24 protein-coding genes are annotated in these 23,150 nt (G+C 75.1%); 11 read left to right on the top strand and 13 right to left on the bottom strand.

Annotated features, from left to right (window positions below; translation table 11 throughout):
* Positions 1-6 precede the first annotated feature (6 nt).
* Positions 7-636 carry an MBL fold metallo-hydrolase gene (locus tag ACVCAH_RS19660; RefSeq protein ID WP_447137627.1) on the bottom strand — a complete coding sequence of 210 codons (630 nt, stop codon included), beginning with the start codon at positions 634-636 and terminating at the stop codon, positions 7-9.
* Positions 636-1,721 (bottom strand): S-(hydroxymethyl)mycothiol dehydrogenase, encoded by a 1,086-nt coding sequence (locus ACVCAH_RS19655; RefSeq protein WP_447137639.1) that lies wholly within the window; start codon positions 1,719-1,721, stop codon positions 636-638. Before ACVCAH_RS19655 ends, ACVCAH_RS19660 begins: the two co-directional genes overlap by 1 nt.
* 199 nt (positions 1,722-1,920) lie before the next feature.
* On the opposite strand from ACVCAH_RS19655, the gene ACVCAH_RS19650 reads away from it, so the two are divergent.
* Positions 1,921-2,340 carry a hypothetical protein gene (locus ACVCAH_RS19650; RefSeq protein ID WP_447137626.1) on the top strand — a complete coding sequence of 140 codons (420 nt, stop codon included), beginning with the start codon at positions 1,921-1,923 and terminating at the stop codon, positions 2,338-2,340.
* A 58-nt stretch (positions 2,341-2,398) separates the two neighbouring features.
* Here ACVCAH_RS19650 and ACVCAH_RS19645 read toward each other — a convergent pair whose 3' ends face one another.
* The 3 genes from ACVCAH_RS19645 to ACVCAH_RS19635 form a co-directional block, all read right to left on the bottom strand.
* Positions 2,399-3,700, bottom strand: a complete 1,302-nt coding sequence (locus tag ACVCAH_RS19645; protein ID WP_447137625.1) for an MFS transporter — start codon at positions 3,698-3,700, stop codon at positions 2,399-2,401.
* Complete coding sequence (locus tag ACVCAH_RS19640) at positions 3,697-4,359, bottom strand: GntR family transcriptional regulator (RefSeq protein WP_447137624.1); 663 nt, start codon at positions 4,357-4,359, stop codon at positions 3,697-3,699. The genes ACVCAH_RS19645 and ACVCAH_RS19640 overlap by 4 nt, the downstream gene beginning before the upstream one ends.
* Positions 4,360-4,429: 70 nt before the next feature.
* Positions 4,430-5,530 (bottom strand): CapA family protein, encoded by a 1,101-nt coding sequence (locus tag ACVCAH_RS19635; protein ID WP_447137623.1) that lies wholly within the window; start codon positions 5,528-5,530, stop codon positions 4,430-4,432.
* A 71-nt stretch (positions 5,531-5,601) separates the two neighbouring features.
* Between ACVCAH_RS19635 and ACVCAH_RS19630 the strand changes: the two genes are divergently transcribed.
* Both ACVCAH_RS19630 and ACVCAH_RS19625 read left to right on the top strand, forming a co-directional pair.
* Positions 5,602-6,504 (top strand): glycosyltransferase family 2 protein, encoded by a 903-nt coding sequence (locus tag ACVCAH_RS19630; protein ID WP_447137622.1) that lies wholly within the window; start codon positions 5,602-5,604, stop codon positions 6,502-6,504.
* A gap of 114 nt (positions 6,505-6,618) precedes the next feature.
* Complete coding sequence (locus ACVCAH_RS19625) at positions 6,619-7,797, top strand: low temperature requirement protein A (protein WP_447137621.1); 1,179 nt, start codon at positions 6,619-6,621, stop codon at positions 7,795-7,797.
* Here ACVCAH_RS19625 and ACVCAH_RS19620 read toward each other — a convergent pair.
* Genes ACVCAH_RS19620 through ACVCAH_RS19610 form a run of 3 tightly spaced genes read right to left on the bottom strand, consistent with a single transcriptional unit; the run spans position 7,706 to position 11,050 of the window.
* Positions 7,706-8,602, bottom strand: coding sequence for an alpha/beta fold hydrolase (locus ACVCAH_RS19620; RefSeq protein ID WP_447137620.1), 897 nt, complete (start codon positions 8,600-8,602; stop codon positions 7,706-7,708). The two genes, ACVCAH_RS19625 and ACVCAH_RS19620, sit on opposite strands and share 92 nt — an antisense overlap.
* Positions 8,599-9,558, bottom strand: coding sequence for an SDR family NAD(P)-dependent oxidoreductase (locus tag ACVCAH_RS19615; RefSeq protein WP_447137619.1), 960 nt, complete (start codon positions 9,556-9,558; stop codon positions 8,599-8,601). The genes ACVCAH_RS19620 and ACVCAH_RS19615 overlap by 4 nt, the downstream gene beginning before the upstream one ends.
* A complete protein-coding gene (locus tag ACVCAH_RS19610; protein WP_447137618.1) occupies positions 9,551-11,050 on the bottom strand; it encodes a flavin-containing monooxygenase in 1,500 nt (499 codons plus the stop codon). The genes ACVCAH_RS19615 and ACVCAH_RS19610 overlap by 8 nt, the downstream gene beginning before the upstream one ends.
* A 114-nt stretch (positions 11,051-11,164) precedes the next feature.
* Between ACVCAH_RS19610 and ACVCAH_RS19605 the strand changes: the two genes are divergently transcribed.
* Positions 11,165-11,827: a TetR/AcrR family transcriptional regulator gene (locus ACVCAH_RS19605; protein WP_447137617.1), complete on the top strand. Its 663-nt coding sequence runs from the start codon at positions 11,165-11,167 to the stop codon at positions 11,825-11,827.
* Here the strand turns inward: ACVCAH_RS19605 and ACVCAH_RS19600 are convergent.
* Complete coding sequence (locus tag ACVCAH_RS19600) at positions 11,797-12,333, bottom strand: PH domain-containing protein (RefSeq protein ID WP_447137616.1); 537 nt, start codon at positions 12,331-12,333, stop codon at positions 11,797-11,799. The two genes, ACVCAH_RS19605 and ACVCAH_RS19600, sit on opposite strands and share 31 nt — an antisense overlap.
* A gap of 119 nt (positions 12,334-12,452) precedes the next feature.
* Between ACVCAH_RS19600 and ACVCAH_RS19595 the strand changes: the two genes are divergently transcribed.
* Positions 12,453-13,004, top strand: a complete 552-nt coding sequence (locus tag ACVCAH_RS19595; protein ID WP_447137615.1) for a YciI family protein — start codon at positions 12,453-12,455, stop codon at positions 13,002-13,004.
* Between the two features lie 117 nt (positions 13,005-13,121).
* Here ACVCAH_RS19595 and ACVCAH_RS19590 read toward each other — a convergent pair whose 3' ends face one another.
* A complete protein-coding gene (locus ACVCAH_RS19590; protein ID WP_447137614.1) occupies positions 13,122-13,616 on the bottom strand; it encodes a GntR family transcriptional regulator in 495 nt (164 codons plus the stop codon).
* Between the two features lie 242 nt (positions 13,617-13,858).
* Here ACVCAH_RS19590 and ACVCAH_RS19585 point away from each other — a divergent pair, with 242 nt between their 5' ends.
* On the top strand, positions 13,859-14,509 hold the full coding sequence (locus tag ACVCAH_RS19585) for a flavin reductase family protein (protein ID WP_447137613.1): 651 nt from the start codon (positions 13,859-13,861) through the stop codon (positions 14,507-14,509).
* A 4-nt stretch (positions 14,510-14,513) separates the two neighbouring features.
* Here the strand turns inward: ACVCAH_RS19585 and ACVCAH_RS19580 are convergent, their stop codons facing one another.
* Together ACVCAH_RS19580 and ACVCAH_RS19575 are read right to left on the bottom strand one after the other, a co-directional pair.
* Positions 14,514-14,975, bottom strand: a complete 462-nt coding sequence (locus tag ACVCAH_RS19580) for a hypothetical protein (RefSeq protein WP_447137612.1) — start codon at positions 14,973-14,975, stop codon at positions 14,514-14,516.
* Complete coding sequence (locus ACVCAH_RS19575) at positions 14,975-15,454, bottom strand: hypothetical protein (RefSeq protein ID WP_447137611.1); 480 nt, start codon at positions 15,452-15,454, stop codon at positions 14,975-14,977. Before ACVCAH_RS19575 ends, ACVCAH_RS19580 begins: the two co-directional genes overlap by 1 nt.
* Before the next feature lie 44 nt (positions 15,455-15,498).
* Between ACVCAH_RS19575 and ACVCAH_RS19570 the strand changes: the two genes are divergently transcribed.
* Positions 15,499-16,494: a helix-turn-helix transcriptional regulator gene (locus ACVCAH_RS19570; protein ID WP_447137610.1), complete on the top strand. Its 996-nt coding sequence runs from the start codon at positions 15,499-15,501 to the stop codon at positions 16,492-16,494.
* A 17-nt stretch (positions 16,495-16,511) separates the two neighbouring features.
* Here ACVCAH_RS19570 and ACVCAH_RS19565 read toward each other — a convergent pair whose 3' ends face one another.
* On the bottom strand, positions 16,512-16,868 hold the full coding sequence (locus tag ACVCAH_RS19565; RefSeq protein WP_447137609.1) for a nitroreductase/quinone reductase family protein: 357 nt from the start codon (positions 16,866-16,868) through the stop codon (positions 16,512-16,514).
* 200 nt (positions 16,869-17,068) lie between these two features.
* Between ACVCAH_RS19565 and ACVCAH_RS19560 the strand changes: the two genes are divergently transcribed.
* From ACVCAH_RS19560 to ACVCAH_RS19545, 4 genes are read left to right on the top strand one after another with little or no spacing between them, the layout of a single operon-like run.
* The gene (locus ACVCAH_RS19560) at positions 17,069-17,704 is read left to right on the top strand and encodes an ATP-binding cassette domain-containing protein (protein ID WP_447137608.1); all 636 of its coding nucleotides are present in this window, start codon (positions 17,069-17,071) and stop codon (positions 17,702-17,704) included.
* Positions 17,701-18,972: an extracellular solute-binding protein gene (locus ACVCAH_RS19555; protein WP_447137607.1), complete on the top strand. Its 1,272-nt coding sequence runs from the start codon at positions 17,701-17,703 to the stop codon at positions 18,970-18,972. The genes ACVCAH_RS19560 and ACVCAH_RS19555 overlap by 4 nt, the downstream gene beginning before the upstream one ends.
* A complete protein-coding gene (locus ACVCAH_RS19550) occupies positions 18,969-20,735 on the top strand; it encodes an ABC transporter permease (protein ID WP_447137606.1) in 1,767 nt (588 codons plus the stop codon). The genes ACVCAH_RS19555 and ACVCAH_RS19550 overlap by 4 nt, the downstream gene beginning before the upstream one ends.
* Positions 20,732-23,122 carry a tetratricopeptide repeat protein gene (locus tag ACVCAH_RS19545; protein ID WP_447137605.1) on the top strand — a complete coding sequence of 797 codons (2,391 nt, stop codon included), beginning with the start codon at positions 20,732-20,734 and terminating at the stop codon, positions 23,120-23,122. Before ACVCAH_RS19550 ends, ACVCAH_RS19545 begins: the two co-directional genes overlap by 4 nt.
* The last annotated feature ends 28 nt before the right edge of the window (positions 23,123-23,150 follow it).

The raw sequence follows: 23,150 nt of genomic DNA, 5'->3' as shown, positions 1-23,150 counted from the left end.
GCCGGGTCAGTGGCCGCGGGCCAGCCACTCGTCCAGGTGCGGCGCCTCCGCGCCGACGGTGGTGCTCTCGCCGTGGCCGGTGTGCACGACCGTCTCCGGAGGCAGGGAGAGCAGCCGACTCCGGATGGAGTCGATGATCGTGCCGAAGTCGCTGTACGAGCGGCCGGTGGCGCCCGGGCCGCCGGCGAAGAGGGTGTCCCCGGTGAACACCACGTCGAGCGCCGGCGCGTGGAAACTGCACGCGCCGGGGCTGTGCCCGGGGGTGTGCAGCACGGTCAGCGCGACGCCGGCCACCTCGACGGTGGCGCCGTCGCGCAGGTCGCCGCCGGGTGGCTCGTCCGGGTGCACCTGGTCCCAGAGCACCCGGTCGGCGGGGTGCAGCAGCACCGGCGCGCCGGTGGCCCGGGCCAGCGCCGGGGCCACCCGGACGTGGTCGTCGTGGGCGTGGGTGGCGAGGATCGCCCGGACCCGCCGGCCGCCGACGACGGCCAGGATCGCGCCCACGTCGTGCGGGGCGTCGACGACGACACACTCGACGTCGTCACCGACCACCCAGACGTTGTTGTCCACGTCGAAGGTCTGCCCGTCGAGGGAGAAGGTGCCGGCGGTGACGGTATGGTCGATCCGGACGGCCATCAGAAGACCACCACCGACCGGAGCACGTCGCCGCGGTGCATCCGGGCGAACGCCTCCTCCACCTGGTCGAGCGCGATCTCCTCGGTGACGAAGGCGTCGAGGTCGAGGCGGCCCTGCAGGTAGAGCGCGGTGAGCATGGGGAAGTCGCGGCTGGGCAGGCAGTCGCCGTACCAGCTGGACTTGAGGGCGCCGCCGCGGCCGAAGACGTCCAGCAACGGGATCTCGACGGTCATCTCGGGCGTCGGCACCCCGACCAGCACGACGGTGCCGGCGAGGTCCCGCGCGTAGAACGCCTGCTTCCAGGTCTCCGGCCGGCCGACCGCCTCGATCACCACGTCCGCGCCGAAGCCGCCGGTGGCGGCGCGGATCGCCTCGACCGGATCCTCGCCGGACGCGTCCACGGTGTGGGTCGCGCCGAACCGGCGGGCCCACTCCAGCTTCCGCGCGTCGGTGTCCACGGCGATGATCGTCGTCGCGCCGGCCAGCGTCGCGCCGGCGATCGCCGCGTCGCCCACCCCGCCGCAGCCGATCACCGCCACCGAGTCGCCGCGGGTCACCCCGCCGGTGTTCATCGCCGAGCCGAGGCCGGCCATCACCCCGCAGCCCAGCAGCCCCACCGCGGCCGGGCGGGCGGCCGGGTCGACCTTCGTGCACTGGCCGGCGTGCACCAGGGTCTTCTCGGCGAACGCGCCGATGCCGAGCGCGGGGGCCAGTTCGGTGCCGTCGGCGAGGGTCATCTTCCGGGCGGCGTTGTGGGTGGCGAAGCAGTACCAGGGCCGGCCGCGGCGGCAGGCCCGGCAGACGCCGCAGACGGCCCGCCAGTTGAGCACGACGAAGTCGCCCGGGGCGACGGAATCGACGCCGGCGCCGACCTCCTCCACGATGCCGGCCGCCTCGTGGCCGAGCAGGAACGGGTAGTCGTCGGTGATGCCGCCCTCGCGGTAGTGCAGGTCGGTGTGGCAGACCCCGCAGGACAGCACCCGTACGACCGCCTCACCGGGCCCCGGATCGGGGACCACGATGGTGGTCACCTCGACCGGCGCGCCCTTGCTGCGGGAGATGACTCCCCGGACCTGCTGGCTCACGGTCTCCTCCTGCTCCGCGGCGCGGCGCACCGCCTCCGTCCGGATCCGGCGCCGCCGGGGGTACGGCGACACCGGTCGATCAGCACCCTGGGGCGAAACTACCGCCGATCACCACCGCGGCCCAGAGCCGCGCGGCGGTTATCCCCGGCGCTGTCCGGGTAGGCGGGGGCACGATTCGGCCGTCGGACGGGAGTGGGCCATGAAGCTGAGCCATCTGCCGCTGCGTGTGAGCATCGGCGCGTTCGTCCTCAATTCCGGGCTGAGCAAGCGGACGCTGGAGGGCGAGTCGGCGCAGGGCCTGCACGGGATGGCCGTCGGCGCCATCCCGCAGCTCAAGCAGTTCCCACCGGACCGGTTCGCCCGACTCCTGTCGGGCGCCGAGATCGCCCTGGGCGCCGCCCTGCTCGCGCCGTTCGTGCCGTCAGCGCTGGCCGGCCTCGGGCTGGCCGCCTTCGCCGCCGGCCTGACCCAGCTCTACGTCAAGACGCCGGGAATGCGCGAGCAGGGCAGCCTGCGCCCCACCCAGCAGGGCATCGGCTTCGCCAAGGACGTCTGGTTGCTCGGCGCCGGCCTCACCCTGGTGCTGGACGACCTCACCCTCCGCCGCCGGGGCCGCTGACCGACGCCGGACGCCACTGTCCGACGACGTCCGGTCGACACGCGTCGCACGGCCGCGCTCAGGACGGGGCCGGGGCGGGATCGGCGACCGGCGCGCGCTCGGCGGCGAGCCGGCGTCGGGCGGCGTTGCGGTAGCGGAGCACCTGCACCGCGCCGAGCGCCCAGAGCAGGTACTGCACCGCGAAGGCCCACCGGAAGGCGGCCAGGTCGGGGGTGGCCCGGCCGGCCGGGGTGGCCAGGTCGAGCACCACCCCCACCGCCAGCACCAGCGTGATCGAGGCGACGAAGCCGCCGACGTTCACCAGCCCGGTGGCGCTGCCGATCCGGCTGACCGGGTTGAAGGAACGCGCGTAGTCGAAGCCGATCAGCGAGCCGGGGCCATTGACCGCCAGCACCAGCACCAGCGTGATCAGCAGCCAGCGCGGCGCCGGGCCGGGCCAGGCCAGCACCACCGCCCAGACCGCCGCGGTGCCGGCGGTGATCGCGAAGACCAGCACCGACCGGTGGAAGGGGTGCCGGGCGCACAGGTGCGCGATCACCGGCCCGCACACCAGCATGCCGACAGTCATCAGGGTCAGCAGCGACGCGGCGGCGGTCGGGCTGAGCCCCTGCCCCTGCACCAGGAACGGGTAGCCCCAGAGCAGGGCGAACACCGCGCCGGAGAACTGGGTGACGAAGTGCGTCCAGAGCCCGAGGCGGGTGCCCGGCTGGGCCCACGCGGCGGCGAGTTCCCGGCGCACCGCGGCGAGGCCCGACCGGGAGCGGGCGGTCACCTCGCGGTGCGGGGTGTCCCGGACCGCGGCGACGACCATCAGCAGCACCGCTGCGCCGAGCCCGGCCGCGACCAGGAAGGCCGGGGTCCAGCCGGCCCGGTGCAGCAGCGCCACCAGCGGCACGGCGCCGAGGATGGCGCCCAACTGGCCCAGGGTGCCGGTCAGCTGGGTCAGCATGGGATAGCGCCGGCCCGGGAACCACAACGCCACGATCCGCAGCACGCTGATGAACGTCATCGCGTCGCCCAGCCCGACCAGCACCCGGCCGGTGACGGCCAGGCCCACGTCGGTGGCGAGGGCGAAGCAGAGCTGGCCGGCGACCATCAGGGCGCCGCCGGCGATCAGCAGCCGGCGGGAGCCGTACCGGTCGAGCAGCACGCCGACCGGCACCTGCATCACCGCGTACACGGCGAGCTGGGCGACCGAGAAGGTGGCCAGCGTGCTGGCGTTGATGTCGAACCGGTGTGCGGCGTCGACCCCGGCGACCCCGAGCGAGCTGCGGTGGAACACCGCCGTGAGGTACGCGCTCAGCGCGATGCCCCAGACCAGCCAGCCGGAGCGGCGGCCCGCTCCCGGCTCGGCGGTCACCGCAGCGTCCGCAGCACGGCGGCCGCGTTGTCGATGTGCGCGGCGACCGTGCCGAGCCAACGCTGCGGGTCGTCGCCCTCGAGGGCGGCGAGCTGGGCGGCGTGTTCGGTCAGCGCCACCTCGGCCCAGCCGGGCGAGAGCCGGAAGCTCGCCTCCCCCATCCGCAGCTGGCGGTCCCGCAGCCGCTGGTACAGCTCGGCCAGGATCTCGTTGCCGGCGGCGTCCACCACGGTGGCGTGGAAGGCGCGGTCGGCGGCCATCAGGGCGGTGAGGTCGCCGGCGGCGTGCGCGGCGCGCATCTCGGCCAGCCGGGCGGCGAGCTCGGCCCGCAGCGCCGCCCGGCGGGGCCAGACCCGCTCGGCGGCGTGCAGCTCGACCAGCCGGCGGGCCTCGATGACGTCGGTGATCTCGCGGGCGGAGACGGGCCGGATCAGCGCGCCCCGCTTGGGATAAAGGCGGACCAGGCCCTCTGCCTCCAGCCGCAGCAGCGCCTCCCGCACGGGGGTGCGGGAGACCCCGGTGGCCTCGGCGATCTCCCCCTCGCTGACCAGCTGCCCGCCCGGGTAGACCTGCTCCAGGATGGACCGCTTCAGGTGGCGGTAGGCCCGTTCGGCGGCCGACGGGACGCTCGTCCGGGTCGGCGCGGAGGGATGCGTCATGTATCTATGATCCGGCCGGTCACGGCCGGTGCCGGGCCGGGTGCCCGGGACGTGGCACGCGCCACCCCGGTCAGCCGCGGCGCAGGGTGAGCAGCCCGTCGGCGCCGACGTCGAACCGGGTGCCGAGCCGGCCGAGCAGGTCGGCGAGCCAGCCCGCCTCGGCGGGGGTCGCCGGCTCCAGCCGCATCCGGCGGATCCGCACCGGGGCCGCCCGCAGGTCGCGCAGCCGGCCGGTCCGCGGGTCGAGGGCGGGCAGCCAGAGCAGCCGCAGCTCCGGCCGGTACGCCTCCTGCCCGCTGATCCCCTCGTAGTCGTCGATCAGGTCCCCGCAGCCGTACAGGATCAGCCGGTCCCGGTGCACCTCCACCGGCCGGGGGTGGTGCGACGAGTGACCGTGCAACACGTCCACCCCCGCCTCGACGAGGCGGTGGGCGAACTCGACGTGCTCGGCCGGCACCTCGTACCCCCAGTTGCCGCCCCAGTGCACGGAGACCAGCACCCGGTCCCCCGGACCGGCCGCGGCGGCGATCCGCTCCGCCACGAGGTCGGCGGTGACCGCCGAGACCTCCGGCAGGTACGCCACCCCGGGCCGGTCGGCACCGGCCGCCCAGGACGGCGGCACGCCGCTGGACGGGGCGGCCACCGAGAAGACCAGCAGCCGGCGCCCGGCGCCGAGGTCCACCCGGGCGGGTGCCCAGGCCGCCGCCGCGTCCCGGCCGGCGCCGGCGGTGGCGATGCCCGCCCCGGCCAGCGCGTCCAGGGTGTCGGTGAGCCCCACCGGCCCGAAGTCGAGCACGTGGTTGTTGGCCAGCGCGCAGACGTCGAGCCGGGCCGCGGTCAGGCACGGCACGTTGTCCGGGTGCATCCGGTAGTGCACGGCCTTGCCCGGCTCGTGCGCGCCCCGCCCGGTCACCGCCGTCTCCAGGTTCACGATCCGCGCGGCCGGCCGCAGTTCGTCCAGCAGCGGCAGGGCGCTGCCCCACGGCCACTCCGCCGGCACCGGGCGGGGAATCGGCCCGTTGACCGACTCGGCCAACCCGACGTACTCGTCGGCGTCGCGGACCGCCCGCTCGCGCAGGTCGGGCGGGCCGGGCCGGGGCAGGACGCGGTCCACGCCCCGGCCGGTCATCACGTCCCCGGCGAGGAAAAGGGTCACCGCGTCGTCGGGCATCCGCCCGCATCCCCCGCACCCGCCGGGTCGAAACGGCGTGGCCGGGCGTCGACCGGGGTACCAGGGCTGCCATGACCGACGTGACCGTCGTGACCGTCGTGGTGGCCACCCGCAACCGCCGCCGCCAACTGCTGGCGACGCTGGCCCGGCACACCGCACCCGTGATCGTGGTGGACAACGTCTCGGACGACGGCACCCCGGAGGCGGTGGCGCACGCCTTTCCGGACGTGCGGGTGGTGCGGCTCGACGCGAACGCCGGCGCGGCGGCGGCCCGCAACATCGGGGTGGCGCTCGCCCGTACCCCGTTCGTGGCGTTCGTCGACGACGACTCGTGGTGGGCTCCGGGCGCGCTGGACCACGCGACGCGGTTGCTGCGCGGGTACCCGCGCACCGGGCTGCTGACCGGGCAGGTGCGGGTGGGCCCGCAGGAGCGGCTCGACCCGGTGTCGGCGGCGATGGCACAGGCCCCGCTGGGCGTCCCGCCGGGCGCGCCCGGCCCGGCGGTGCTGGGCTTCCTGGCCTGCGCGGTGGTGCTGCGCCGCGAGGCGTTCCGGCAGGTCGGCGCCTTCGCCGAACCGCTGGGCACGTACGGCGAGGAGGCGCTGCTGGCGATGGACCTGGCCGCGGCCGGGTGGCGGCTGGCGTACGCCGAGGACCTGGTGGTGCACCACCACCCGCTGCCGGCGGGGCGGGACCGCCGGGCCCGGCACCGCACCGAGGCGCGCAACCGGCTGCTCACCGCGGCCCTGCGCCGCCCCGCCGGGGTGGTGCTGCGCACCGTGGCTGAGACGGTGCGGGACCCGGCCGGGCGGGGCGGTCTGCTCGACGCGGGCCGCGAGCTGCGGTGGGCGCTGCGGGGGCGGCGCCGGTTGCCCGCCGAGGTGGAGGCCGCCCTGCGCACCCTGGAGCGGTTGGACGCCGAGTCCCCGGCCGCGCCGCACCAGCCGCTACCGGCGGTGGTCGCCACGGACTGAGCCGGCCGGAACGCACGGCCCGGCTACCGTGGCGGCTCCGCCGAACCCGGCTCGGCGCGGCCGGTGACCTGCCTATGGTGAAGCCGTCCGGCCGGACGGCGCGAGGAGAGCCCGGTGGCCACGAACGGTGGGCTGCGGCCGTGGTACCGGCCGATGACCGCGCGCGAGCGCGGCGAGAAGCACCGCGCCGCGACGCCGCTGGAGCTCTTCTTCGACCTTTGTTTCGTGGTGGCCGTCGCGCAGGCGGCGACGAACCTGCACCACGACGTGGCGGAGAACCACCTCGGGCACGCCGTGCGCAGCTACCTGATGGTGTTCTTCGCCATCTGGTGGGCCTGGATGAACTTCACCTGGTTCGCCTCCGCCTACGACACCGACGACGACGTCTACCGGATCACCACCCTGGTGCAGATCGCGGGCGCGCTGATCCTGGCCGCGGGCGTGCCCCGGGCGTTCACCGAGGGCGACTTCGTCACCATCACCTACGGGTACGTGGTGATGCGGCTGGCCTTGGTGACGCAGTGGCTGCGGGCGGCGGCCGGCGACCCCGGCCACCGGGCCGCGGACGTCCGGTACGCGGTCGGGGTGACCCTGGTGCAGCTCGGCTGGCTGATCCGGCTCCTGCTGCCGGACGACTGGCGGCTCTGGACGTTCCTCGTGCTGGCCCTGGCCGACCTGCTCGTCCCGGCGGTGGCCGAGCGGCCGGGGATGACCACCTGGCACCCCCGGCACATCGGCGAGCGGTACGGGCTGTTCACCCTGATCGTGCTCGGCGAGGTGGTGCTCGCGACGTCGGTGGCCATCCAGACCGGCGTGGACGCCGGCGAGCAGGGGCTGCGGCCGCTGGCGGCGGCCGGCACGGTGATCGTGTTCGCGCTGTGGTGGCTCTACTTCGACCGCGAGGTAGAGGTGCCGGTGCGGCTGCCCGCGTCGCTGGTCTGGGGGTACGGGCACTACCTGGTTTTCGCGTCGGTCGCCGCGGTCGGCGCCGGGCTGTGGGTGGCGGTCGACCATCATCGGCACCTGACCCACGTCAGCGACCTGGTGGTCGGTCACGCCCTGGCGGTCCCGACGGCCGTCTACCTGCTCACCGTCTGGACGCTGCGGGTGCTGCACAGGCATCGCGGGGTGGTGGTGGCGGCCTTCCCGGTGACCGCGCTGCTGGTGTTGGCCACCCCCTGGGCGGCGGGGTCGGTCTACCTCATCGCACTGCTGCTGTTCGCCCTGGTGGCGTTGACGGTGCTGGCCCGGCAGCGGGAGCGGCGGTCCAGAAGTCGACCAGCAGCCGGCTGAACTCCTCGGCGCACTCGATCTGCGGCATGTGCCCGCAGTCGGTGAACAGGTGGGTGCGGGCGTGGGGCAGCCGGGTGCGGGCGGCGTCCAGGTGGGCCGCCGGCAGGATCAGGTCCCGGTCGCCCCAGACGATCAGGGTGGGCACGTCGAGGCTGGCCAGTTCGGTGAGCAGCGCCTCCCGCCACCGCGGGCTGACGCCCCGGAAGCTGCCCAGGTTGCGCGCGGTCTCCAGCATCACCCGGGCGACGTAGGGCATGCGGGCCACCTCGAGGGCGTACGCGACGCGCTCGGCGGTGGCGAACGCCGGGTCGTGGAAGAGGGCCCGCTCGGTGCGCCGGGCGGAGACCCGGCTGGGCCGCAGCAGCAGCCGGCCCAGCGGGCGCAGCGCGAGCAGCCGCAGCATCATGGTCACCTCGCGGCCGAAACCGGCGCTGTTGACCAGCGCGAGGCTGGCCACCCGGGCCGGCTCGGCGACGGCCAGCTGCATGGCGATCGCGCCACCGAGGGAGTTGCCGACCAGGTGCGCCGGCGCCTCGACGCCGACCGTGTCGAGGTAGCGGCCGACGAACCGGGCCAGCGCCGGCAGCGTGTACGGCTCTGCCATCGGCAGCGAGCCGCCGTAGCCGGGCAGGTCGACGCTGTGCACCCGGTACCGGTCGGCGAGCAGCTCGTGCTGCTCGGTGAAGTCGCGCAGGCTCCGGCCGATGCCGTGCAGCAGCAGCACCGGCGGGCCGTCGCCGTCGACCCGGTGGCGCACCCGCCGCCCGTCGACGGTGACGTGCCGGGGGCCGGCCGCCGCGCTCATACCAGGTCTCCCGCCCGGTCGGCGGTCCTGTCGCTCGGCGGAGCCGTCGGCGGCGGCGACGCGGCCGGGTCGGACGGGTCGGGTTGCCGCTGGGCGGGGACGGTGGTGGCCCGGCGGGCCGGATCGGCGGCCGCGCGGGCCAGCCCCAGGGCGAGCACCCGGCCGTACGAGGCCGGGGCGACCCGGGCCAGCACGTCGGGCAGCTTCGCCGACCAGCCGATCAGCACCCGGCCGCGGCGGCGCCGCACCCCGCGCAGGATGATCTCGGCGGCCCTGGCCGGGTCGATGGAGAGCAGCTTCTCGAACTGCTTGCGGCCGGCCTCGTACTCCTCGACGGAGACGCCGCTACCGATCCGGGCGCTCTGCGCGATCCGGGTGCGGATGCCGCCCGGGTGCACCGAGGTCACCCCGATGCCGTCATCGGCCAGTTCGTGGCGCAGCGCCTCGGTGAAGCCGCGTACGGCGAACTTGCTCGCCGCGTAGGCGGCCTGCCCGGCCGGGGCGATCAGGCCGAAGAGGCTGGAGACGTTGACCAGGTGCGCGCCGGGCTCGGCCTTGAGGGCCGGCAGCAGGGCGTGGGTCAGCTGCACCACGGCCCGGAAATTGATCTCGATGACCCAGGTGAACTCCTCCAGGGTCACCTGGTCGAACCGGCCGCCCAGCGCCACGCCCGCGTTGTTGACCAGCAGCCGGATCGCGGGGTGCCGCCGGCGGACCTCCTCGGCCACCCGGGCGGTGGCCGCCGCGTCGGCGAGGTCGACCACGTAGCTGGTCAGCTGCCGGTCGGGGTGCGCGGCGCGGATCGCGGCCACCACGGCGGCGAGCCGCTCGGCGTCGCGGTCGAGCAGCACGAGGTCGCTGCCGCGGCGGGCGAGCCCGTGCGCCAGGGCCTCCCCGATGCCGCTGGCGGCGCCGGTGACCACGGCGGTGCCCGTGGTGAAGTCGAAGCTACGCACCGGCGGTGCTCCTTTCCGGGGTGCTGGACCGGTCTGCGGCGACGCGGGAGAAGCGCACGCCGACGTCGGTCAGCCGGCCGTGCCGCATCAGCAGCACGTCGCGCGGGTAGTTCTGGTGCAGCCGCCACGGCGCCGAGGCGCCCTGCTTGGGCAGCGCGTCGACGCTGCGCAGCACGTAGCCGGACTTGAGGTCGATGATCGGCTCCAGCGCGCCGTCACGGGGCGCGAGCGGGGTGACGATCTGCTGGCCGGTGCGGTCGAGGTGGCGCAGCAGCCGGCAGACGTACGTGGCGACCAGGTCCGCCTTCAGCGTCCAGGAGGCGTTGGTGTAGCCGATGGTCATCGCGAAGTTGGGCACCCCGGAGAGCATCATGCCCTTGTAGGCGACGGTGCTCGCCAGGTCGACGTCGGCTCCGTCCACGGTCAGCGTCATCCCACCGAGGGCGAGCAGGTTCAGCCCGGTGGCGGTGACCACGATGTCGGCCGGCAACTCCGCGCCGGAGGCGAGCCGGATGCCCCGCGGGGTGAACGTGTCGATGGTGTCGGTGACCACCGAGGCCCGGCCCTGTTCCAGGGCGGTGAAGAGGTCGCCGTCGGGCACCACGCAGAGCCGCTGGTCCCACGGGTCGTAGCGGGGCGAGAAGTGCCGGTCGATGTCGTAGCCGGCCGGCAGCCGGCCCTTCGCGGCCCGCCGGAGCAGCTTGCGCATCAGCGTGGGGGCGCGCCGGCTGAGCTGGAAGTTGGCCGTGGTGAGCAGCACGTTCTTCCACCGCACCACCGGATACGCGGCCTTCGCCGGCAGCCAGCGGCGCAGCGCGTCGGCGATCACGTCGCGCGAGGGCAGCGCGAGGACGTACGTGGGTGAGCGCTGGAGCATGGTGACGTGCCCGGCCCGCTCGGCCATCGCCGGCACCAGGGTCACCGCCGTCGCGCCGCTGCCGATCACCACCACCCGCTTGCCGGTGTGGTCGAGGTCGGCGGGCCAGTGCTGCGGGTGCACGATCCGCCCGGCGAACGTCTCCGCGCCGGGGAGGTCCGGGGTGTAGCCGGCGTCGTAGCGGTAGTAGCCGGAGCAGGTGAAGAGGAACGAGCAGGTGAGCGCCACGTCCTCGGCGGTGTCGTCGCGGCGGGCGTGCACCGTCCAGCGGGCGGTGGCGCTGTCCCACTCGGCGCGGACGACCCGGTGGTGGAAGCGGATGTGCTCGGTGACGGCGTACTCGCGGGCGGTCTCGCGGACGTAGTCGCGGATCGCGTCGCCGTCGGCGATCGCCTTCGGGTCGGTCCACGGCTTGAACGAGTAGCCGAGGGTGAACATGTCGGAGTCCGACCGGACGCCGGGGTAGCGGAACAGGTCCCAGGTGCCGCCGATCGCGTCCCGCGCCTCCAGCACCGCGTACGTCTTGTCGGGGCAGGTGCGCCGCAGGTGGCAGGCGGCGCCGATGCCGGAGAGGCCGGCACCCACGATGAGCACGTCGACGTAGTCGGAGGCCATGTCATCTCCCGATCCGAGGCGGTGACCCCGGACACTATCCACCGCCGTCGACGCCCGTCAACACCCTGTCGAGTCCAATCGACACAGTGTCGATCCGGTGTAGAGTCAGCGGTCATGACGACCGCCCGTACGGCCACCGGGACCGCGACCCCGCGCGGACGCCGCGCGGCCCGCTCCTCCGGCGACGAGCGCGAGGCGGCCATCCTGGCCACCGCCGAGCGGCTGCTGCACGGCCGGGCCTTCGCCGACATCTCCATCGACGACCTGGCCCGCGGCGCCGGCATCTCCCGGCCCACCTTCTACTTCTACTTCCCGTCCAAGGACGCGGTGCTGCTGACGCTGCTCGACCGGGTCACCGAGGAGGCCGAGGCGACCTGCGGCGACGCGCTGGTCCGGCTGGCCGAGGACCCGCGGGCCCGGTGGCGGAAGCTGATCGCCCGGTTCCACGAGACGTTCGGCGCGCACCGCGCGGTGGTGCTGGCCTGCGCCCAGGTGCGCGGCACCAACGCCGAGGTGCGCCGGCTCTGGGCCACGGTGCTGGAGCGCTGGGTGCAGGCCATCGAGACCGCGATCGAGGCGGAGCGGCGGCGCGGCGCAGCCCCGGACGGGCTGCCCGCCCGCGACCTCGCCATCGCGCTGAACTCGATGAACGAGCGCGTCTGGTACGCCACCTTCGCCGGCGACGGGCCGGCGGTGGCCGAGCGGGACGTGGTCGACGTGCTGCTCGACGTCTGGCTGGCGGCGATCTACCGCACCACCGCTCCCCCGCCCGCCTGAGCGCGCCGGGCGGCGGCCAGTTCGGCGTTCAGCCGGGCGACCATCCGGTCGAACTCCGCCGGGCGCAGCACCGGGCCGACGTTCTTGCGCAATCCCCCGGCCCGGGAGCGCCGCTGCACCGGCGTCTCGACAGCGCCGTCGGCGGTGCGCACCCAGCAGGCGGGTCTGACGGTCGGCTCGCCGAGGAACCGCGCCGCCCGCACCTCGAAACCGGTCACCGCCGACCACGGCAGCGTCCGGGTGGAGAACTGGTGCCGCAACCGCACGCCGTGGTCGTTGACGTAGATGCCCGTGAGGTACAACCGGGCGGCGAAGGTCAGCCACACGGCCATGAGGGCGAGAGCGCCGACCATGCCGAGCGCGGATCCCAGGTCGACGTGCCCGGTGGTCAGAGCCCTGAGGATGACGACCAGGATCGTCACCGCCATCGCCGACCCGGCGACGAGCATCAGGCCGGCGAACGCCTGCCGCACGCCCCAAGGGTCGATCCGCCGCCATCTCCGCACGGCCGACAGGCTAGCCGCGCACGGCAAGCACACCGAGGAGATCGATGGTCAGGGTCGATGCCGCGGGCGGGTGGTGCCCGGCCCGCATCAGTCTCCGTCGCCAGTCAAGACTGTGGGGCATGGAGTTCTTGTGCTACCACCGCGATCGGCCCGGCTCAGTGGCGCTGCGCGGTGAGTTGCTCGGCGAGCACTGGTCCTACATGGACCGGTACGCAAGGGAAATGATCGCTCGCGGACCGACCATCGCCGACGACGGCATGACGCCCACCGGCAGCGTCCACATCGTCGACCTGCCCGATCCCGCCGCCGCCCGCGCGTTCGCCTTCGACGAGCCCAACTACCAGGCCGGCGTGTACCGCGACGTGCTGCTGCGCCGGTGGCGCAACACGCTGGGACGCACCATGTGGGACTTCGCCGGCGGCCGGACCGGCGGCAACCGGTACCTGGTGCTGGGCTTCGGCACGGGGCAGGCCGCCGACCTCGCCGTGCCGCCCAACTCGGACGAGCTGATCGCGTACGGGCCACTGCTGTCCGACACCGGCGCCACCTGGCTGGGCACCGCGGCACTGGTCCGGGCGCCGGACCCGGACACGGCACGCGCCATCCTGACCCCGGACCGGTACGCCGACATCAAGGTGCACAACTGGCGATTCGGCGGGCGGCCGTCATGATCACATGCTGGATGGCCATGGCATTCGTGTACGGCGGTGCGAGATGGCAACCATGACCACGGCGTGACGGTCTCAGCAGGCTGCGCGCATGTCCCGGCCAGTGATCTTCGACCTCTTTCACATGTTGTCACTTGTCGACCGGAGCGCCGACGTTGGCCGGCAACGGTGACCAGGCTCCCCGGCGGGGTTGCTGACGCTGGCGGGAGAAGATCCGTGACCGACGCGGATGCGGTCGGCGGCGTACATCTCGCGCGAGCCGTCGGCGCGGAAGATCACCATGACCGGAACGCCCTCGCCAATCTCCAACTCGCGGCGCTCGGCTGGGGTGGGCATCCGAGCGGAGGCCGTGTCGCCCTTGAGCAGGGTCACTGTCTCGGTCGGCTCGTCGGCGCGGACGAACGTGCCGCGCGGCGGTTCCACGCTGACGAGCCCTTCCGACCTCAGTAGCGCTATCGCCTGTCGGACGCTCGTACGGCTCAGCCCGTACTCCTGAGCCAGCCGAAGCTCACCTGGTAGCGAGGCGCCAGGCGCGAGATCGCCAGACGTGATCCGGTCTCGCAGCAGGTCCGCGAGCTGCCGGGACATGGCGCGATCCGCGTTGGGGTCGATCACGAATCTGACGCTACGTGTCCCACGGTTCCACGTGTTGTCGTATCGACAGCCCTTCCTCCTTCCGTGACCCGGGCGGGCGGGAGATGGGGGTGCTGGCCCTGGTCGACGGGCTGTGCCGTCGACTCGTGCCGAGGGGGCCGAACGCGACGTCCGATCACCGCCAGCACCGCCCCACCGTCACCGCGCAGAGTCGAGGACGGGAGGCGCGACGTCCGGTCGCGCCCGCGGTGGAAGGCGTAACGATGCACGTGGTTCCCGGTCTGAAGGTGCTCTACTTCGGCACCCCGGTGGTGCTGGTCAGCTCGGTCAACCCGGACGGCACGGCAAACCTCGCCCCGATGTCGTCGGCGTGGTGGCTGGGGCAGCACGCCATGCTCGGCCTCGGCGACAGCGGCCAAACCACCGCGAACCTGCGGCGCGAGCGGGAGTGCGTGCTCAACCTGCCGTCGGCGGCGATGGTCGACGCGGTCGACCGGGTCGCGCTCACCACCGGCCGGCCGGACGTGCCGGAGCACAAGGTGCGGCAGGGCTACCGCTACGAGCCGGACAAGTTCGCCGTGGCCGGGCTGACCGCGCAGCCGTCGGAGCTGGTCCGGGCACCCCGGGTGGCGGAGTGCCCGGTCCAGCTCGAGTGCCGGGTCGTCGCGACGCACCGCTTCGGCGGCACCTCGGCGCACGCCACCGCGTTCGAGGTGCAGGTGCTGCGCGCGTACGTCGAGGAGGACCTGGTCCTTCCCGGGACGAGCTACGTGGACCCGCTGCGCTGGGACCCGCTGATCATGAAGTTCTGCGAGTTCTTCGGCGGCGGGCAGAACGTGCACCCGTCCCGGCTGGCCGAGGGCTGGGAGATGCCGCACCAGCTGCGCCCGGAGGCGACGCCGGTGGCCGGCTGAGGGCTCAGGAAGGCCCGCTCCGGGTGAATTCCATGATCCAGTTGGTCTCCCAGGTGCGTTCGCCGTCGGTGGAGAACGCCTGCTCCCAGCGGCATGAGGTCGGGGTGATCGCCGACCAGATGAACCGGCACCGGACCGGGCGGCCCTCGTCGACGTCGTCGGCGTAGAAGGTGCCCACGCCGTCGACGAACCGGCCGACCACCGGCGGCAGCTCCAGCATCCCGCGGTTGCTGTTCATCCAGTAGATCGACCAGGTGCCGGCCGCCGGGTCGAAGATCCGCACGGTGGCGCCGGAGAAGCCCTTCGTCGGGAAGGTGATCTCGTCGAAGCTGCCGGCGCCGGCGAAGAAGGTCCGGGCCACCGACAGCCCGGGGAACTCGTCCCACTCGTCGCTGCCGACGTGCCGTTTGAGCAGCCGGCGGTTGACGACGTGCCAGGTGCCGACGAAGAAGTCGAAGTCGCCCATCAGCGGCCCACCGGCCCCTCGGCCCGGGTGTCGGCGCGCCAGCCGGCCAGGTCCGGGCGGTCCGGCGCCAGCACGTGCCGGGCCCAGGCGGCCCGCTCGTGCTCCAGCACCCCGAGCTCCCAGATGCAGCCCGCCCACGGCCGGCGCTGCTCGACGAAGTGGGTCGGGTCGTCGTCCGGGCAGTCCAGGGCGGGCTGGCCGGCGGCGGCGATCCGCACCTCGACCACGTTGTCCCAGACCCAGCTGTACGCCAGCAGGTAGGCGCCGGTGTCCGCGCCCCGGTGCAGCACCACCCAGCCCGCCGCCGGGGTGCCGTCGTCGGCGCCGGCCGGCAGCAGGCGGGGCAGCAGGTCGTACGCGGCCTTCTCCACCTCCGGCTCGATCCGCCGGTGCGGCTGGTCGATGTGGTAGCGCTTGAGCTCCCGGCCGGCGACCGTCACCGGTCCCGGCACCCACAGGTCCTTGTCGCGAAATGCCATGCCGGGACGGTAGGACCACTCCCCTGACAGCTACTGTCAGCAGAGTGCGGGCCAGTCGACTCCTCTCCCTCCTGCTGCTGTTGCAGACCCACGGCCGGCTGACCGCGGCCCAGCTCGCGCAGCGGCTGGAGGTCTCGGTCCGCACCGTCTACCGGGACGTCGAGTCGCTGCACGCGGCCGGCATCCCGCTCTACGGCGAGGCCGGGCACGCCGGCGGCTACCAGCTGGTCGAGGGCTGGCGGACCCGGCTGACCGGGCTGACCGCCGAGGAGGCCGACCGTCTCTTCCTCGCCGGGCTCCCCGGGCCCGCCGCCGAGCTGGGCTACGGCGCGGTGGTGGCCGCCCTCCAGCTCAAGCTCCAGGCCGCGCTGCCGCCGGCGCTGGCCGACCGGGCGGGGCGGCTGCAGCAACGCTTCCACCTGGACACCCCCGGCTGGTACGCCGACGGCGACGCCTCACCCCACCTGACGGAGATGGCGGACGCGGTGTGGCGGGAGCGGCGCGTGCACGTCCGCTACCGCAGCTGGACCGGCGAGGTGGACCGGGTGCTGGAGCCGTACGGGCTGGTGCTCAAGGGCGGCCGGTGGTACGCGGTGGCCAACCGGCCGGGCCGGGACACCCCGGCGACCTACCGGATCAACCAGATCCTGGCGCTGACCACCCTCGACGAGAGCTTCGACCGGCCGGCGGAGTTCGACCTGCCGGCCTGGTGGCGGACGCACGTGGTGCAGTTCCGGGCCCGGCTGCACCGCGACGACGCGACCGTCCGGCTCTCCCCGTCCGGCCGGCAGCGGCTGCGGGAGATCGCCAGCGACGTGGTGGCCGGCGCGGCCGAGCGCAACGCCGGCCCGCCGGACGCCGCCGGCTGGGTTACCACCGCAGTGCCGATCGAATCGCTCACCCACGCCCACGGCGACCTGCTCCGGCTCGGCGCCGAGGTGGAGGTGCTGGCGCCGGCCGAGCTGCGGGCCATGCTCGCGGCCACCGCCGCCGGGCTGGCCGCGCTCTACCCGCCGCGCGCCGCCGAGCCGCCCCGCTGAGCCCCGGCCCGCCTTGCTCAGCCGAGGGCCACCCGGACGGCGACGTCGCGCTTCGGGTAGTGCTGCTCCACCTGCTCCCGGCCGTACTTCTCGCAGAACATCGCCACGACGTGGCCGACCCGGTCGGCGTCGGTGATCGGGGTGGCGGGCGCGCTCACCGCCGTGCCGTTCGCGGCGACCTCGACCATCGGGGTCCGCCGGACGTTCTTGTACCAGTCGCTGTCCGATCCGGTGATCGGCACCAGGAACATGTTCTGCTCCTCCTGCACGAACCACACCGGGTGGGAGATCTGCCGCCCGGATCGCCGGCCGGTGACGGTGAGCTGCACTTCCTCGACGCCGGCAAAGGCGTCCCTCGCCTGCTCGATGCTCACCGTGGCCTCCGTCGACGGTCGATGCTGCTCCTCACCGCCAGGCTAGGCGTCGGCGAGCCGGGCCGGTGCCGGTTCGCCGCAACGCCGCACCGAAGAGTGAGGACCGGACCGCTCGCCGTCTCCACAAGGGAGGGTGCCGGGGCCATGGTTGTCGTCGGAGTGTGCCACCCTGGGGGCGACGACTCGGGTCACCGGAGGTGATGGCCACGTTACGACTGTGCGAACTCGTCGCCGTGCCCGCCGTCGCGCCGGTGACCCTCGCCGTCGCCGCCGGCACCACCGTGGTGCTGGCCGCCCCACCCCGGGTCGGCACGGCGCTCGCCCGGGTGGTGGCCGGGCTGGCCGCGCCGCTGGCCGGCACCGTCCTGGTCGGCGGCCGGGACGTCACCGACCTGCCGCCGCTACGCCGCCGGATCGGGTACGTCCCGGCCGGCGGCGCCCTGCTGCCCCACCTGACCGTGCGCCGCAACATCGCCTACGGCCAGCGCAAGCGGGAACGGGTGCGCGAGGTGGCCGACACCTGGGTGGCGACGGTGGTCGAGCGGCTGGAGCTGGCGCCGACCCTGGACCTGCGCCCGCACCTGCTCTCCGAGGCCCAGCGGTTCCGGGTGGCGCTGGCCCGCGCGATGGCCTGCCTGCCGGAGGCGCTGGTGATCGACCTGCCGGCCGGCACCCCGGACGGCGGCCGCCTCACCGACCTGGTCGGGCGGCTCGCCCCGCCGGACGCCCCGGGTGTCGCGGTGCTGGCCTGCACCGCCGACGAGGCCGTGCTGGCCGAGGTCGGCGACCGGGTCGCCGTCGAGCCGGCCGACGCCACCGCCGAGGCGGGCCGATGAGGCTGCGCCGCCGTACGCTGCTGCGCGCCACCGCCGCGGCGGGGACCGCCACCGCCGTCACCTCCTGCTCCCGGGACGAGCGGTCGGTGCAGGTGGCGGTGGTGTGGAGCGGCGCGGAGCTGGTCCGGTTCCGGGAGGTGGTGGCCGGCTACGGCGACCCGGTGCGGGTGGTCAGCGCGGGCAACGACATCGACGCGTTCCTGCGCGCCCGGCACCTCGCCGGCACCAGCCCCGACGTGGCGATCCTGCCCCGCTCCGGGCTGGTCGTCGAGTACGCCCGGCGCGGCTGGCTGCGCGAACTCACCCCCGCCGCGAGCTACGCCGTCCCCCCGGGGATGGCCGACCTGCTCGTCACCGACGGCCGCCGCTACGGTGTCTGGGTGAAGGCGGCGCACAAGTCGCTGTTCTGGTACTTCCGCTCGATGCTCTCCGAGCCGCCCGCCACCTGGGACCAACTGGTGGCGACCACCCGCCGACTCGGCGCCCGGGCCCGGGCCGGCACCGCCCCGGCCCCGCTGGCGATCGGCGCCGCCGACGGCTGGGTGCTCACCGACTGGTTCGAGAACGTGCTGGCCGACATCGCCGCGCCCGACCTCTACGAGGCGCTGGCCCGCGGCGAGGCCGACTGGCGGAGCCGCTCGGTACGGGTCGCCCTGGACCGGCTCGCCGAGCTGTGGAGCATCGACGGGGCCTTCCCCGGCGGCGCCCGCCGCGCCCTGCTCACCCAGTACGAGGAGTCGGTGATCCAGGTGATGCACCACCGCCGGGCGACGATGGTGTTCGAGGGCGACTTCGTCGGTGACGTCAGCGCCCGGTTCCAGCGCGGCGCGGAGCAGCCGGTCACGTTCCGGTTCCCGGGGTCGCGCGTGGCGGACCGCCCGCTGATCCTGGGCGGGGACGCGGCGGTCGCGTTCGCCGGGTCGGCCCGTGGCGCCGACCTGGTGGGCTGGCTCAGCGAAGGGTCGGCGTTCCAGCCGTGGCTGCAGGCCGGCGGCTACCTCTCCCCGAACGTGACCGTCCCGCTGGCGAACTACCGCGACCCGGTGCGCCGGGCACTGGCCGCCGAGCTGCAGGGCGCGGAGTCGGTCCGCTTCGACCTCTCCGACCGGCTGCCCGGCCCGTTCACCGGCTCCGACGGGGTCGGGATCTGGCGGATCATGCAGGACTTCTTCGCCGACGTCACCGGTGGGGTGCGGGCCGCCGAGGCGGTACGCCGCGCCACCAACCAGCTGGCCGCGGCGGCCCGGGCGGCCGGAGGTGGGCGATGAGCCGGCCGGTGCTCGGCGAGCTGGCGGTACTCGACGACGTCGGGCCGCCCCGGCGCGGCCGGGCCTATCCGGCGGCGGGCGCCACCTCCGCGCTGCTGCTGCCGGCGCTGCTGCTGCTCGGCGGGCTGGTGGCCTGGCCGGTGCTGCGGACGCTGCACGCCAGCGTGGTCACCGACGGCCGGTGGGTGGGCGCGGCGAACTTCCGCGCCGCGTTCGCCGCGCCCGGCACCGCCGCGGTGGTGGGCCGCACGGTGCTCTGGGCACTGGTGGTGCCGGCCGTGGTCACGGTGCTGGGCTACCTGCTGGCCGCCGCGTCCCGCCGCTCGCAGGAGGGCGGGCTGGTCCGGCTGATCCTGGTCGTACCGACCGCGTTGCCGTTGGTGGTCACGGGGGTCACCTTCCGGCTGCTCTACGACCCCGATCCGCAGCGAGGGCTGGCCACCCTCCTGCTGGCCCGGCTCACCGGCCGCTCGGCCGATCAGGTGCCGCAGCTGCTCGGCCCGGGCCTGGTCACCGTGGCGCTGATGTCGGCGTTCGTGTGGGCCTGGGTCGGGCTCGCCGTGCTCGTGTTCCGGGCCGCGCTGGACGCGGTGCCGCCCAGCCTGTCCGACGCGGTCCGCGCCTTCGGCGGCAGCCGGCGGGACGTGCTCTGGGACGCGCAGTGGCGCCCGCTGCTGCTGCGTACCGTCGCGGTGGTGTTCGCCCTGGTGGCGCTCGGCACCAGCCGTACCTTCGACCTGATCCTGGTGATGACGCCCGGCTCGGTGCGCGACGAGGCGTCGGTGCTGGCGCTGCGGGTCTGGCAGACCTCCGGCGGCACCACCACCGGCGAGGGCGCCGCGCTCGGCGTGATCTGGCTGGTGGCCGTGGTGGCCGGGATGCTGGTGGCGGCGCTCTTCATCCGCCAGTCGTGGCCGCCGCCGCGGGATCCGGCGCCGGCCGAGCCCGAACCGGCGGCGGCGCCGCCGCGCCGGTCCATCCGGCTGCTCGCCGCGGGCGCCGCGCTCGCCTGGCTGGTGCCGCTGGGCGTGCTGCTGGCCACCTCGCTGCACCAGCCGGTCGATGCGGCGGCCCGCGCCTGGTGGTCGAGCGCGCCAAGCCTGGACTCCTACCGCCAGCTGGCCAGCGGCCCGGAGCTGTGGCGCACGCTGGGCTTCACGCTGGTGCTGGCCACCGTGGTCACCGCCGCGGTGCTGGGCATCGCGCTGCTGGCGGCGTACCCGCTGGCCTGGTTGACCGGGCCACCCGCGCAGGCGACCGGGCTGCTGCTGATGGCCGCCAGCGTGGTGCCGGTCCAAGTGATCGCCGGTCCGGTCAACGAGGTGCTCGGCGTGGTGCTCTCCTCCGGCACCGCCCGCGGGCTGGGGCTGGTGCACGTCGCGCTGGGCATCCCGTTCGCCGTGCTGGTGCTGCGCAACGCCTTCGCCGACCTGCCCGCCGAGCAGGTACGCGCGGTGCGGCTGGGCGGGCGGCACTGGTGGAGCACGCTGCGGCTGCTGGCCCGGCACAACCGCCCGGCGGTGGTCGCGGTCGCCGTGCTGGAGTTCGTACAGGTGTGGAACGACCTGGTGGTCGGCCTGCTGTTCAGCGGCCCCGGCGCGGCGCCGCTGGGGCTCTTCCTCGCCGGCCAGACCCGCGGGTTCGTGGTCAACAGCGGGGTGCTCGCCGCCGGGTCGGTGGTCGCGTCGATCCTGCCGGTGCTGCTGGTGGTGCTGGCCCGCCGGCAGCTCGTCGCCGGGCTGGTCGCCGGGGGCGTCCGGTGACCCGGCCGGGCGGCCGGTCCCGCGGGCCGGGGCGGCTGAGCGTGCTGCTCGCCCTCGGCGGGGTGCTCGGCGGCGGCGTCAGCGCACTGCTCGGCAACGTCGCCGGCAACCTGCTCTCCGAACTCTCCGTGGCGGTGCTCGGCTCGGCGAGCGTCGGCGTGGTCGTGCTCGGCCTGCTCGCCTCGTTCGTCGTGGAGTGGCGCCGCCGCCAGCGCGAACAGCTCGCCGAGCCGGACGCCGAGACGCCGGCGGCCGCCGGCACGCCGACGCTGCCCTACCAGGGCACCTTCACCGGGCGCAGCGACGACGTGGACGCCATCGTCGACGCGCTGAAGCGGGAGCACGCGGTGGCGGTGGTGGGACGCCGGGCCGTCGGCACCTCCTGGTACGCCATCGAGGCGGCCAACCGGTGCCGGGCGGACTTCCCGGACGGCCAGTACCACCTGGACCTGCGCCGGGGCGGCCGGCGCCACCCGCCCCGGCAGGTGCTCGCCGCGCTGGCCCGGATCCTGGGCACCCGGCCGCCGGCCTCCGGTCGCCCGGACGACCTCGCCGAGGCCGCCGACGAGCTGCGCGGCCAGCTCGACGGCCGGCGGATCTTGCTGGTGCTGGACAACGTCGACGACGCCGCCCAGGTCCGGCCGCTGCTGCCGCCGACCGCCCACACCTGCCGGCTGCTGCTGGCCGGCACCGGGGCGCTGGCCGCGCTGGACGGGGTCGGGGTGGTGGCGCACTGGATCGGCGAGCCGGACACCGACGACGCCGTCGACCTCTTCGCCACCGCCGGCGCGGCGGCGCCGGCGGCCCGGCCGCACCGCCCGGACCCGCGCACCGACCCGGCGGTCGGCAGCATCGTCGAGCTGTGCGGGCGGCAGCCCCGCACGGTGGCGGAACTGGGCCGGCGGGCCGCCCAGCACGGCTGGCGGCACGCCGACGTGCTCGAGGCGCTGCGCCGGGCCGTCGAGACGCCCCCGCACCAGGAGATCGACGCGTCCCCGGCGACCCTGCTGGTGACCGCGCGGGACGCCGCCTACCACGCGCTCTCGGCGGAGGCCCGGCGGCTGTGGCGGTTGATGTCGCTCAGTCCCGCCCCGGTCGACCGGCCGACCATCGCCGCGCTCGCCGACCGGCGTCCCGACCGGGTCGCCGCCCTGCTGGACGAGTTGGCCGCCGGGGCGTTCGTGGTCGGCGCGCCCGGCGACCGGTACGAGGTGCGGCCGCTGCTCGGCGCGTACGCCCGGCTGCACCTGCGCAGGGACGAGCCGGTGCGCCGGCGGGTCGCCGCGCAGGCCCGGCTCACCCGGCACCTGGCCCGGCGGGCCGAGCGGCACGTGGCGAGCCTGGCGGTGGCCGCGTCCACGCTGGACCGGGACCGGCCGCTGCCGCTGGACGACGACCCGTACGGCTGGTTCGACCTGCACCAGGAGCTGCTGCTCGCGGTGGTGAAGGTGCCGGCGGGCGCGGCCGAGACGCTGCCCCGGCGGGTGCGCCGCTGGTGGTTCCGGCTGGCGGTGGCGCTGTGCGGCTGGCTCGCCCACGTCGAGCGGCTGGACGAGTGGGACGAGGTGTGCCGGACCGTGCTGGCCACGCCGACCGCCGACGACCGGCCGGAGATCGCCGGCTGGGCGCACAACGAGCTGGGGGTGCTGCGCCGGCGCCGGCACGACCCGCAGGGCGCGGCGACCGCGCTCACCCTGGCGGTGGCGGAACGGGGCCGCCGGGGCACCGCCCAGGCCCGGATGAACCTCGGCCTGGTCCTGCTCGACCTGGGTCAGCTCGACGACGCGGTGGAGCACCTGGAGCTGTCCCGCCGGCACCGCTCCGGCGCCGATCGGGCCGGGCACGCGCTCACCCAGCTCGGGCTCGGCGCCGCCCAGCTCGCCCGCGGTGAGCTGGAGGTGGCGCACCACCACCTGGTCCGGGCGGCGAACGCGTTCCGCTCGCTCGGCGACGCCCGGGGTTACGCGGCGGCGCTGACCAATCTGGTGCTGGTGCACGCCGAGCTGGGCGAGCACCTGGACGCGGCGCAGTCGTGGCGGGCGGCGCTGCGCGAGTACGAGTCGGTGGCGGACCCGACGAACCGGGCCGCCGCGCTGTTGAACGCCGGCGCCACGCTGCTGAGCACCGCGCCCGGGCAGGCCCGGCAGGCGTACGAGATGCTGGCCGAGAGCCAGCGGTTGCGCGAGGGTGGGCGGGCCACGGCCGGGCTCGGCCGGACGCTGCTCTACCTCGGCGACGCGGCGGCTGCGCTCGGCGACCCGGACGAGGCGCGCCGGCACTGGGTGGACGCGGCCGCGGTGTGCGAGGCGGCCCGGGACGCCGAGGGGCAGGCCGAGGCGGACGCCCGCCTGGCCGGGGTGGACGCCCCCGCCGACGAGCACGCCTGAGCGGGGGCCGGCCGGCCCCCGCCCCGGG

The organism is Micromonospora sp. LZ34 (genome assembly GCF_052981855.1).
Note: the sequence above shows the minus strand (reverse complement) of the source record. Positions and strands in the feature narration are given on the sequence as shown.